Source organism: Photobacterium sp. 53610 (assembly GCF_036409375.1).
Classification (GTDB): Bacteria; Pseudomonadota; Gammaproteobacteria; order Enterobacterales; family Vibrionaceae; genus Photobacterium.
In genome coordinates, this window is record NZ_JAXOFS010000003.1 from 279,473 (window position 1) to 291,806 (window position 12,334).

Annotated in this window: 11 protein-coding genes; 10 read left to right on the top strand and 1 reads right to left on the bottom strand. The window is 51.4% G+C overall.

What is annotated here, in order from left to right; genetic code table 11:
• Positions 1–113: 113 nt before the first annotated feature.
• Positions 114–1,001 (top strand): transcriptional activator NhaR, encoded by an 888-nt coding sequence (gene nhaR, locus SPK40_RS11140; RefSeq protein ID WP_248141343.1) that lies wholly within the window; start codon positions 114–116, stop codon positions 999–1,001.
• Positions 1,002–1,054: 53 nt separating this feature from the next.
• Positions 1,055–1,348 (top strand): ArsR/SmtB family transcription factor, encoded by a 294-nt coding sequence (locus tag SPK40_RS11145; protein WP_036755263.1) that lies wholly within the window; start codon positions 1,055–1,057, stop codon positions 1,346–1,348.
• 107 nt (positions 1,349–1,455) lie between these two features.
• Here SPK40_RS11145 and rpsT read toward each other — a convergent pair whose 3' ends face one another.
• Complete coding sequence (rpsT, locus tag SPK40_RS11150; protein WP_248141342.1) at positions 1,456–1,716, bottom strand: 30S ribosomal protein S20; 261 nt, start codon at positions 1,714–1,716, stop codon at positions 1,456–1,458.
• 209 nt (positions 1,717–1,925) lie between these two features.
• Here rpsT and murJ point away from each other — a divergent pair, with 209 nt between their 5' ends.
• The 8 genes from murJ (at position 1,926) to carA (ending at position 12,317) form a co-directional block, all read left to right on the top strand.
• Entirely contained in the window at positions 1,926–3,485 is a 1,560-nt protein-coding gene (murJ, locus tag SPK40_RS11155; protein WP_330960524.1) for a murein biosynthesis integral membrane protein MurJ, read from the top strand.
• Between the two features lie 128 nt (positions 3,486–3,613).
• Positions 3,614–4,588 (top strand): bifunctional riboflavin kinase/FAD synthetase, encoded by a 975-nt coding sequence (gene ribF / locus SPK40_RS11160; protein WP_248141340.1) that lies wholly within the window; start codon positions 3,614–3,616, stop codon positions 4,586–4,588.
• Complete coding sequence (gene ileS / locus SPK40_RS11165; RefSeq protein WP_330960525.1) at positions 4,585–7,416, top strand: isoleucine--tRNA ligase; 2,832 nt, start codon at positions 4,585–4,587, stop codon at positions 7,414–7,416. The genes ribF and ileS overlap by 4 nt, the downstream gene beginning before the upstream one ends.
• Positions 7,416–7,934 (top strand): signal peptidase II, encoded by a 519-nt coding sequence (gene lspA, locus SPK40_RS11170; protein ID WP_371929347.1) that lies wholly within the window; start codon positions 7,416–7,418, stop codon positions 7,932–7,934. The genes ileS and lspA overlap by 1 nt, the downstream gene beginning before the upstream one ends.
• 133 nt (positions 7,935–8,067) lie before the next feature.
• Entirely contained in the window at positions 8,068–8,502 is a 435-nt protein-coding gene (fkpB, locus tag SPK40_RS11175) for an FKBP-type peptidyl-prolyl cis-trans isomerase (RefSeq protein ID WP_330960526.1), read from the top strand.
• 59 nt (positions 8,503–8,561) lie between these two features.
• On the top strand, positions 8,562–9,512 hold the full coding sequence (gene ispH, locus SPK40_RS11180) for a 4-hydroxy-3-methylbut-2-enyl diphosphate reductase (protein ID WP_248141337.1): 951 nt from the start codon (positions 8,562–8,564) through the stop codon (positions 9,510–9,512).
• A 323-nt stretch (positions 9,513–9,835) separates the two neighbouring features.
• Positions 9,836–10,645, top strand: a complete 810-nt coding sequence (dapB, locus tag SPK40_RS11185; RefSeq protein ID WP_330960527.1) for a 4-hydroxy-tetrahydrodipicolinate reductase — start codon at positions 9,836–9,838, stop codon at positions 10,643–10,645.
• Between the two features lie 532 nt (positions 10,646–11,177).
• Positions 11,178–12,317, top strand: a complete 1,140-nt coding sequence (gene carA, locus SPK40_RS11190) for a glutamine-hydrolyzing carbamoyl-phosphate synthase small subunit (protein ID WP_248141335.1) — start codon at positions 11,178–11,180, stop codon at positions 12,315–12,317.
• The last annotated feature ends 17 nt before the right edge of the window (positions 12,318–12,334 follow it).

Consider the following 12,334-nt stretch of genomic DNA (forward strand, 5'->3'; position numbering starts at 1 on the left):
GCACTTTCCACTTCAAATTCCGGATATTCGTGTGTTTGGATAAAAAAACACTTAGGATAAACCCCAGGCGAAAGCCTGGGGTTTTTTATTCGCGAGCGTTGAGGCCGGTAGCAGTGTCGCACCTGAATTACAATCACTTGTATTATTTTTGGATGGTTTGCAAACAAGGATCAGTAACCAAAGCGGCTGATGCTTTATTTCTGGCACCGCAAACAGTGACGGGGCAGATCCGGGCGCTGGAAGAGCGGTTGAAGGGGAAGCTGACCAAACGGGTTGGCCGGCATATCGAGCCGACGGAGCTGGGGCAACTGGTTTTTAAATATGCCGACAAGATGTTCGATCTCAGCTACGAAATGCTGGATATCATCAATTACACGCAACGAGAGAATCAGCTGCTTGAGGTTGGCGTCGCTGATGCGCTGTCTAAACGTCTGGTCAGTAAAATTCTGATGGCCGGGATTCCTGAAGATGAGCGGATCCATCTGCGCTGCTACGAATCGACACATGAAATGCTGCTCGAACAGTTGTCTCAACACAAGCTGGATATGATCCTGTCCGATTGTCCGGTTGACTCTACGCAAAGTCCGGGCCTGTTCAGTAAAAAGCTGGGAGAGTCCGGGATGAGCTTTTTTTGCTCGAATACCGACAAACCCCTGAGTTTTCCTGCTTGTCTGGAAGATTACAAATTGCTTGTTCCCGGCCGTCGTACTGCCATGGGCCGTAAGCTGCATCATTGGTTTGATCAGCAGGGTATCACCCCGAATATTCTGGGGGAGTTTGATGATGCTGCTCTGATGAAAGCCTTTGGTGCGTATCGAAAATCTATGTTCGTTGCCCCTTCTATTTATGCGTCTGAAATTGAACAGTCGCACGCTGTCCGTGAGGTGAAAAGGGTACGGGCCATCCGGGAAGAGTATTATGTGATTTTCGCGGAACGCATGATCATGCACCCGGCAGTGAAGAAAATTTGCGAGGCTGATTTCAGAAAACTGTTCAAATGACCGCCTTTTTCAGTGATAGAGGTATCGAACAAATCACTGAAGTCGGTGGAAAGATGGAAGCCATAACGTTACATCACAGTGCTCCTCAGGCTGTGTCTTTGCTTAAGGCCATGGCCAATGAGCGGAGGTTATTGATTTTATGCTATTTGCTGGAGGGGGAATTGTCGGTTGGAACGATGAGTGACCGTTTGGACCTGAGCCAGTCGGCCCTGTCGCAGCATTTAGCCTGGCTCAGACGTGATGGCCTGGTTGCTACACGTAAAGAATCACAGACGGTTTACTATCGCCTGAAGAGTCAGGAAGTGAAATCGATGATCGAATTACTGCAAGAGATGTACTGTCCGTAATCCGTGCCTGTTGCACAGCATCGGAACTGACGGGATGACCTGAATTGCAGCAATAAAAAAACCGGCCTGAGCCGGTTTTTTTATTGCTGTCTAATCAATGCACTGAATTACAGAGCTTTGATTTTTGCAGCCAGACGAGCTTTATGACGAGCAGCCTTGTTTTTGTGGATCAGGCCTTTAGTAGCCATACGGTCCATAACAGGTTGCATGTCAGTGAAGGCTTTAACAGCAGCTTCTTTGTCGCCTGCTTCAACAGCAGCAACAACTTTTTTGAAGAAAGTGCGCATCATAGAACGACGGCTAGCGTTGTGCTGACGACGTTTTTCAGAAGTGATTGCACGTTTCTTAGCAGATTTGATATTTGCCAAGGGTGTAACTCCCAAATTCTTGGTACGGTGACAATTTAAGGCCGAGGAATATGCCTCTAAAACCAAAGATTGTCAAATGATTTGTGCAAATAACAGCCGTGCCAATCAATTTGGCACTTGTGCATTAACACGGTTAATATGGCGGCAGATTCTATCAGCTTTTGGTCCTGCAAGTCACCTTTCTGGACCATCTTTTGTGAGGTTTTTTTGTGAGTAAGCGTCTTTTGCGCTCAGGGCTGATTGTCAGCAGTATGACTTTCGTTTCCCGCGTCATGGGCTTAGTCCGGGATGTGGTCGTTGCTAACCTGATGGGGGCCGGAGCGGCCGCCGATGTTTTTTTCTTTGCCAACAAGATTCCTAACTTTCTCCGCCGGCTTTTTGCTGAGGGGGCATTTTCTCAGGCCTTTGTACCGGTCCTGACGGAAAGCCATGCGGGGGGCGATATGGACAAAACCCGAGAACTGATTGCCAGGGCCGCTGGTACGCTGGGGGGCATTGTGACGGTGGTGACCTTATTAGGGGTGCTGGGGTCAGGTGTCATTACCGCTCTGTTTGGTGCTGGCTGGTTTGTGGACTGGCTGAATGACGGTCCGGCAGCCCCCAAGTTTGAGCTGGCCAGCCTGCTGCTCAAAATCACGTTTCCTTATTTATGGTTCATTACCTTTGTGGCGTTGTCCGGGGCGATCCTCAATACCCTGGGGAAATTCGCGGTGTCTTCGTTTACGCCGGTGTTCCTCAATATTTCGATCATTCTGTGTGCCTGGTGGGTATCCCCGAACCTGACACAGCCTGAAATCGGACTGGCGCTGGGGGTGTTTCTGGGGGGGCTGGTGCAGTTTCTGTTTCAGCTGCCGTTCCTGTACCGGGCCGGTGTACTGGTGCGGCCTCGCTGGGGATGGCGGGATCCCGGGGTGGTGAAAATCCGGACACTGATGATTCCGGCGTTGTTTGGCGTTTCGGTGAGTCAGATTAACCTGTTGTTTGATACCTTTATTGCCAGCTTCCTGATGACGGGATCGATCAGCTGGCTGTATTACTCGGACCGGTTGCTGGAATTTCCGTTAGGGCTGTTTGGGATTGCAATCGCCACGGTAATTTTGCCGGCGCTGTCGCGCAAACATGTGGATCAGAACCGGGAGCATTTTGCGCAGACTATGGACTGGGGCGTGCGTATGGTACTGCTGCTGGGTTTGCCTGCTATGCTGGGCTTGATGGTGCTGGCAAAACCTATGCTGATGGTGCTCTTCATGCGGGGTGAATTTACGCCGAACGATGTTGAGCAGGCCGGACTCTCATTACTGGCCTATGCATCCGGTTTGCTGAACTTTATGCTGATTAAAGTGCTGGCCCCCGGTTACTATGCCCGGCAGGATACCAAAACACCGGTGCGTTACGGTATTGTCGCTATGGTGAGCAATATGGTGTTTAACGCCATATTTGCCTATCTGTTCGGTTATGTGGGCCTGGCACTGGCGACCGCATTGTCTGCACTGGTAAATGCTGCACTCTTGTATCGTGGCCTGCACCGTGCCGGGGTTTATCAGGTGTCACGTACTACCATAGGCTTTGTGATCCGCTTAGTGATTGCTGGTGGTGCGATGGTTGCAGCTTTGCTGTGGCTTTCACCAGACATGTCTGAATGGCTGTCGATGAATTTCTTGCAGCGTGTTTACTGGCTGACCGGTCTGATTGGTGTTGGAGCTGTCAGCTATCTGTTGACGCTGGGTGTGAGCGGGGTGCGTCTGCACCATCTTCGCACAGAAGGCTGACATCCGGGTGAGCGCAACTTGCCCTGAATGGGGCAAAAAAAGATATCTTCCGGGGCGGATGGTTTTAACACCCTTGCGCTCTGGTATATAATCCGTCAGTTTTTGACTTTGGTAATGATAAGCTGCAGATGGAATTGATCCGAGGAATCCACAATATCCGGCCCGGCCATCATGGCTGTGTTCTGACGATAGGTAATTTTGATGGGGTCCATCTGGGCCATCTGGCGGTATTGTCTCAGGTGCGTGAGCAGGCCCGGCGGTTAGGGGTTCCTGCGACGGTCATGACCTTTGAGCCGCAGCCGATGGAGCTGTTTGCCAAAGACAAAGCACCGGCCCGGTTAACCCGCTTTCGCGATAAGTATCAGCAACTGAGAAAAGCGGGTATCGATCGCCTGCTGTGCGTCAACTTCAATACCCGATTTGCGAACATGTCGCCGCATGATTTCGTTCGCCGCTTGTTGGTGGAACAATTGGGTGTTAAGTTTCTGGTGGTTGGCGATGATTTCTGCTTCGGTAAAGGCCGCAGCGGTGATTTTGCCATGCTGGAAGCTGCCGGACGTGAGTTCGGCTTTGAGGTGGTCAGCACGCAGAGTTTTTGTGTTGAAACGCAGCGGGTCAGCAGTACGGCGATTCGTGAAGCGCTGGCCCGGGACGATCTGGCCGCAGCTGAAATCATGCTGGGTCGGCCGTACAGTATCAGTGGCCGTGTCTCTCATGGCCGGAAACTCGGCCGTACGATTGGTTTTCCGACGGCAAATGTGCCGCTCAAGCGCCGTGTGTCACCGGTTTCCGGTGTGTATGCTGTCGAGGTACTGGGTGTGGCTGAACAGCCGCTGCCCGGAGTTGCCAATGTCGGCAGACGCCCGACGGTGAACGGTGAGCGCCAGCAACTGGAAGTCCATGTATTTGATTATCAGTCTGATATCTATGGTTGTCAGATTGAAGTGGTTCTGCACCACAAATTAAGAGATGAAATTAAATTCGCCTCCTTTGATGCGCTGAAAGCGCAAATCGAGCGTGATGCCCAGACAGCGCGGGTGTGGCTGTCTGAGCATCGTCAACATGTCCAACTTCGCCCAAGTAACGGAATTGAGAATCAATGAGCGACTATAAAGATACCCTGAACCTGCCTGAAACAGGGTTTCCGATGCGAGGCAACCTGGCCCAACGCGAGCCTGCCATGCTGAAGCGTTGGTATGATGAGGATCTTTACGGTGAAATCCGTAAAGCCAAGAAAGGTAAAAAGTCTTTCGTGCTGCACGACGGCCCTCCTTATGCCAATGGTGATATTCATATTGGTCACGCACTGAACAAGATTCTCAAAGACATTATTATTAAGTCGAAGACGTTGTCTGGCTTTGATGCGCCATATGTACCGGGTTGGGACTGCCACGGTCTGCCAATCGAACTGATGGTTGAGAAGAAAGTCGGTAAGCCGGGACAGAAAGTGACTGCTGCCGAGTTTCGCGAGAAGTGTCGCAGCTATGCGGCCGGTCAGGTTGAAGGCCAGAAAGAAAGCTTCATTCGCCTGGGTGTTCTGGGCGAGTGGGACAAACCATACCGCACTATGGATTTCGGCACTGAAGCTAACATTATCCGTGCATTGGGCAAAATTGCTGATAACGGTCACCTGCTGAAAGGCTTCAAGCCAGTTCACTGGTGTACCGACTGCGGTTCTGCACTTGCGGAAGCCGAAGTTGAGTACAAAAACAAAGTTTCACCTTCGATCGATGTGAAATTTAAAGCCGCTGATGAAGCTGAGGTTCTGAGCAAGTTTCAGATGACTGAGGAACATCAGGGCCGGGGCGACGTTTCTATCGTGATCTGGACCACGACGCCTTGGACACTGCCTGCCAACCGTGCTGTGGCTGTGCGTGATGATCTGGAATATGTACTGATTCAGGTCGAAGGTGATAAGCCTGAGCGTCTGATCATGGCCGCTGAGCTGGCCAAAGATGTGATGGATCGTGCCGGTATCGAGCATTATCACAACCTTGGTTTTGCCAAAGGTGCATCACTGGATCTGCTGCGTTTCAACCATCCGTTCTACAGCTTTGATGTGCCAGTGATTCTGGGCGATCACGTGACCACTGAATCCGGTACGGGCTGTGTACACACGGCTCCTGGCCACGGTCAGGAAGACTTCGCGGTCGGTCAGAAATATGGTCTGGAAGTCGCCAACCCGGTTGGCAGCAACGGTGTTTATCTACCAGACACAGAACTGTTTGCCGGACAGCACGTATTTAAGGCAAATGATGCAGTGGTTGAAACGCTGAAAGAACATGGTGCGCTGCTGCATCATCATGCTTACGAGCACAGCTACCCGCACTGCTGGCGTCATAAAACGCCAATTATCTTCCGTGCAACCCCGCAGTGGTTCGTTTCGATGGATCAAAATGGTCTGCGTGCGAAAGCGCTGGAAGAAATCAAAGGCGTCCAGTGGATGCCGGAGTGGGGCCAAAGCCGGATTGAAAGCATGGTTGAGGGCCGTCCGGAGTGGTGTATCTCCCGTCAGCGGACCTGGGGTGTGCCGATTGCGCTCTTTGTTCATAAAGAAACACAGGATCTGCATCCGAATACCGCTGAACTGATCGAAAAAGTCGCTCAGCTGGTGGAAGAAAAAGGAATTCAGGCGTGGTGGGATGTGAACCCTGCTGAGCTCATGGGTGAAGCCGACGCTGAACAGTACGAGAAAGTACTGGATACACTGGATGTCTGGTTTGACTCTGGTGTGACCCACTATGCAGTGGTTGATACCCGTGAAGAGTTTCACGGTAATGCAGCTGACCTGTATCTGGAAGGTTCAGACCAGCACCGTGGCTGGTTCCAGTCTTCTCTGATCTCGTCTGTCGCGATGAAAAACAAAGCGCCTTACCGTCAGGTACTGACGCACGGCTTCGTGGTGGATGGCCAGGGCCGTAAGATGTCTAAATCGATCGGCAACGTGGTTGCACCGAAAGATGTGACCAACAAGCTGGGTGCCGATATTCTGCGTCTGTGGGTGGCATCGACAGATTACACTGGCGAAGTGGCTGTATCTGACGAGATTCTGAAGCGCAGCGCCGATGCTTACCGTCGTATCCGGAACACCGCGCGATTCCTGCTGGCGAACCTGAGTGGTTTCAACCCGGCGACGGATTGCGTACCGGCAGAAGAGATGGTGGCACTGGATCGCTGGGCTGTGGCTCAGGCGAAAGCTGCTCAGGAAGAAATCATTACTGCTTATGATGAATACAACCTGCATGCGGTGACACAGCGTCTGATGCACTTCTGCTCCATTGAGATGGGCTCTTTCTATCTGGATGTCATCAAAGACCGTCAGTACACAGCGAAACGTGGTGGCCACGCTCAGCGGAGTTGTCAGACGGCTCTGTACTACATTGTGGAAGCACTGGTTCGCTGGATGGCACCAATCATGTCTTTCACGGCAGATGAAATCTGGAATGAAATGCCGGGTGAGCGCGACACCTTTGTCTTCACTGGTGAGTGGTTCGAAGGTCTGTTTGGTCTGGCTGACGATGAAGCTTTCAGCAATGAGTTCTGGACTGAAGTTCAGGCCGTGCGCGGTGCCGTGAATAAACTGCTGGAAGAAGCTCGGAATGAGAAACGCATCGGCGGCGCCCTGCAGGCAGAAGTGACTCTGTATGCTGATTCTGAACTGGCGGACAAACTGAACCGTCTGGAAGATGAACTGCGTTTCGTGCTGCTGACGTCTAAAGCGAAAGTCGCACTGACTGACAATAAGCCTGCAGAAGCGAAAGCAACGGATGTTGCGGGTCTGTCTGTCCTGGTGACTCCGGCAGAAGCAGAGAAATGTGATCGCTGCTGGCACCATGTGGCCGATGTTGGCACTATCGCCGGACACGAGAAAATCTGTGGCCGTTGTGTGACCAACATTGATGGTCAGGGCGAAGAGCGTAAGTTTGCCTGATGAGTAGTTTACCGACTCTGAAGCAATCCGGAATCCGCTGGCTGTGGCTGGCGGTTCTGGTCTTTGCGATCGATATTGGCAGCAAGCTGCTGGTGATGGATACCATGGGATATGGCTGGCCGAATCGCATTGAGGTCTTGCCATTTTTTAACCTGCTGTATGTTCACAACTATGGCGCAGCCTTCAGTTTCCTGAGTGATGCAAGTGGTTGGCAGCGCTGGCTGTTTACAGCGATTGCTCTGGGTGTAACAGGGTTACTGCTGCTCTGGATGCGTCGCACGCCAGCCAGCCATGGGGTGGCCAATAGTGCTTACGCACTGATCATTGGCGGCGCACTTGGAAATCTGTTTGATCGTCTGTACCACGGCTTTGTGGTGGATTTTCTGGATTTCTATATCGGGCAGAAACACTGGCCTGCGTTTAATATCGCTGATTCAGCGATCTGCATTGGTGCCGCTTTGATCATCCTGGAAGGTTTTCTGGCCGGGAAAAGTAAGACCAAAGAAAGCAGCCGGTAATTTCGGTGCGAGCTCACGAAGCAGGCGCTGCCCGTTGCGACGGGCGGCGCTTTATTGTAAAAAGCGTTGCATCAGGAAGAAGTGCAGAGGCGATGTTCTGCACTTTGCCGCAACTCGAAATCAGGATGTACACATGTCGGTAATTACAGAAAACAGTGAAGTTTTAATGCATTTTTCCATCAAGCTGGAAGACGGTTCGGTTGCTGAATCGACGCAAGCGATGGGAAAACCCGCCAAATTTCGCATGGGTGATGGCAGTCTGACCGACAACTTTGAGCGCTGCCTGCTGGGTCTTGCTGAAGGCGAGAAAAGTCAGTTTGTTCTTGAGCCTGAAGACGCATTCGGTCTGCCGAATCCGGATAACATTCATCATGTTGATTTGGCACGTTTTGGTGCTGAAGCACCGGCTGAGGTCGGAACAATTATTGCCTTTAGCGGCCCGGACGGGCAGGATATTCCTGGTGTGATTACGGCCGTTGTCGGTGATTCCGTGACCGTTGATTTTAATCATCCGCTGGCTGGTCAGCGGGTCACCTTTGATGTTGAAGTTGTCGGCATCGAAGGCTAAACCATGACCGACCCGGTCCGGAACCGGGTTGGAAGGATTGCAGAAAAAGAGTCCCAGATATGAAAATCTTACTTGCTAACCCTCGTGGCTTTTGTGCTGGTGTTGACCGCGCCATCAGTATTGTTGAGCGGGCGCTGGAACTGTATCAGCCGCCAATTTACGTTCGGCACGAGGTGGTTCACAACCGATTTGTCGTGGAAGGACTGAAACAACGCGGTGCGATCTTCGTGGAAGAGCTGAGCGAAGTACCGGATGACAACATCGTTATTTTCTCGGCGCATGGTGTTTCTCAGGCTGTTCGCAATGAAGCGAAAGCCCGTAAACTTACCGTATTTGATGCCACTTGTCCGCTGGTCACCAAAGTCCATATGGAAGTCGCGCGTGCCAGCCGCCGGGATATGGAAGTCGTGCTGATTGGCCATGCCGGTCATCCGGAAGTGGAAGGCACCATGGGTCAGTACGCCAGTGAAACGGGCGGGATGTATCTGGTTGAGACGCCGGCTGATGTCGACAAGCTGACCGGCGTAGTGAAAGAGCCGGGCAATTTGCACTATGTCAGCCAGACGACCCTGTCGGTAGATGAAACGGCGGATGTCATTGACCGTTTGCGGGAAGTTTTCCCGGATATTCAGGGACCGCGCAAAGACGATATTTGCTATGCCACCCAGAATCGTCAGGATGCGGTGCGTGAGATGGCCGCCAGTGTTGACGTGATGATTGTGGTGGGGTCGAAGAACTCCTCAAATTCCAACCGTCTCCGTGAGCTGGCTGAAAAACTTGGGACACCAAGTTATCTGACTGACTGTGAAGAAGATGTTGATGCAAACTGGTTCACGGGCACCCAAAGTGTGGGTGTGACTGCAGGGGCTTCTGCACCTGAAGCGCTGGTGAATCAGATTATCGCGCGTATTCAGACGCTGGCCGGCGGTGAGGTTGAAGAACTGAGCGGCCGTGAAGAGAATATGTTCTTTGAAGTGCCACGTGAGCTTCAGGTGAAGAACGTCGGCTAAGTCAGCTGTGAAGAATCATTATTTCTGGAACCCCGGTTATGCCGGGGTTTTTTTTCGCCGGTAGACAGGCTAGATTAGTGGGCTGCGCATAAGCAATTTTTCGTCTTTCTTTACTCAGTGCCGCAGAATCAGTTGTGTTTCTTCACCATCGAACGGGTTGTTTGATGCCATTCTTCTGATGGAGGCGAAGAGTTACGCGCAGCGAAAGGTAGATAAGTATTTTGTGAGTTGTTTATTTTTCAGAATATATATGACTTTAGAACGGTCGTGTGCTGAAAAACAAACAGACTCTCATAAGCTGACATTTTTAAGGAGAAACAGCTATGGTCAGAATCGCAGTTGCCGGTGCGGCAGGGCGAATGGGACGCCAGTTACTGAAGGCGACGGCTCAGTCTGAGTATGCCCGTGTGGGAGCTGCAACAGAACGCCCGCAAAGCAGCCTGATCGGTGTTGATGCCGGAGAGTTGGCAGGTATTGGCAAGCTGGACGTGGTTGTCGTTGATGATCTGGAAAAAGCAATCAACGACTTTGATGTGCTGATCGATTTTACGGCACCAGTGGCGACGCTGGCGAATCTGGCGTTGTGCCAGCGGCATCACAAGAAAATTGTGATTGGTACGACGGGATTCAGTGAAGCAGAAAAAGCGCAGATTGATGCTGCCGCCAGTCAGATCTCTGTTGTCATGGCACCTAACTACAGTGTGGGTGTAAACCTGACATTCAAACTACTGGAAAAAGCCGCCAAGATTATGGGCGACTACTGCGATATTGAAATTATTGAAGCACACCACAGACACAAAGTGGACGCGCCTTCCGGCACGGCCCTGGGCATGGGTGAAGCCATTGCTGGTGCGATGGGAAATAAACTGAGTGATGTCGCGGTATATGCGCGAGAGGGAATTACTGGCGAACGCAGTCGTCATGAGATTGGCTTCGCGACGATTCGTGCCGGAGATATTGTGGGTGAGCACACGGCGATGTTTGCTGATATTGGCGAGCGGGTAGAGATCACGCACAAAGCCACGGATCGGATGACGTTTGCCAACGGGGCTGTCCGGGCTGCGGCCTGGCTGAACAGTCAGCCGGCAGGGTTTTACACCATGCAGGATGTGCTCGGGTTGAATGACCTGTAACAGAAAAAGCGGCTATTAGGATGGCCGCTTTTTTTTCGCCGGATGTCAGGATGAGTTGCCGTTGAATTTGTTCATTCTGCATAAATTTTCAATTTGAGTGGGCATGGATTCTTGTGCGGGCATTCTTTGAGTGTTACTGAGTTTGGGTGTTGTTTTAATGGTTTGTTGGGGTATTTTGGTCTATTGGTGCGAAAAGTTTGAGTTATCCTCGTCATTTTGAGGGGTTTTACATGACTTTTTTGTTCTGTCTGTTTGTCCGATTCGCTGCAAACGGTTGCCTGAACATGCATCTCAAATTTCCGGTGAAAATTGGCAGGAAAAGGTATGCTTTCGTGGGTTTGGCTGAATAAGCGGTCTGTTCAGTCGATATTTTAAATTTAATTTTATCCATTTGTTGACACCTTGGACGTGGATCTCTAGAATGCGCGCAATTTGTCAAAAATCGGCTTGACTCGGTTTATGACTTTCTATGGAATAGGTAAATGCAATTTTATCTGTTTTATTTGCGTTTTTATGAAGATTGGAGGTTGTCTTGAGCAAATCGGCGCTGTTAGTCCTTGAAGACGGGACTGTATTCCACGGCGTATCCATCGGTGCAGATGGTTCGGCCGTTGGTGAAGTTGTTTTCAATACCTCGATGACGGGGTACCAGGAAATTCTCACTGACCCCTCTTATTCGCAACAGATCGTTACTCTTACCTATCCCCACATTGGCAACACTGGTACTAATTCCGAAGACGAAGAATCTACTTCAATCCATGCGCAAGGCCTGGTGATTCGCGACCTCCCTCTGATTGCTTCAAATTTCCGTTCCCAGCAGACCCTGTCTGATTATCTGAAATCCCAGAACATTGTCGGCATTGCTGATATTGATACCCGTAAACTGACCCGACTGCTGCGCGAAAAAGGTGCACAGAACGGCTGCATTATGGCTGGTGATAATCTGGACCCGGCTCTGGCGCTGGAAAAAGCAAAAGCGTTCCCAGGTCTGAAAGGCATGGATCTGGCGAAAGTGGTGACGACTAAAGAAAGCTACAGCTGGACGCAAGGCTCTTGGACGCTGGAGAATGGTCTGCCGGAAGCGAAAGATGCGAGCGAACTGCCATACCACGTTGTGGCATACGATTTTGGTGCCAAGCGTAATATCCTGCGCATGCTGGTCGACCGTGGCTGCCGTCTGACGGTGGTACCGGCTGAAACTTCAGCCGAAGAAGTCCTGGCGATGAATCCGGACGGTGTTTTTCTGTCAAACGGCCCGGGTGACCCTGAGCCATGTACTTACGCCATTGAAGCGACCCAAACCTTCCTGGACAAAGGCCTGCCAATTTTCGGTATCTGTCTTGGTCACCAGATTCTGGCACTGGCCAGCGGTGCGAAGACCGTGAAAATGAAATTCGGTCACCATGGTGCCAACCACCCGGTTAAAGATCTCGAGCGTGATGTGGTGATGATCACCAGTCAGAACCACGGTTTTGCGGCAGATGAAGACACCCTGCCTGAAAATCTGCGTGCCACGCACAAATCGCTGTTCGATGGCTCTCTGCAAGGGATTCACCGTACCGACAAACCGGCTTTCAGCTTCCAGGGACACCCTGAAGCCAGCCCGGGTCCGCATGATGCGGCACCACTTTTTGACCACTTTATCGAACTGATTAAACAGCACAGCGCCTAAGCCGGAGTAGTAAAACG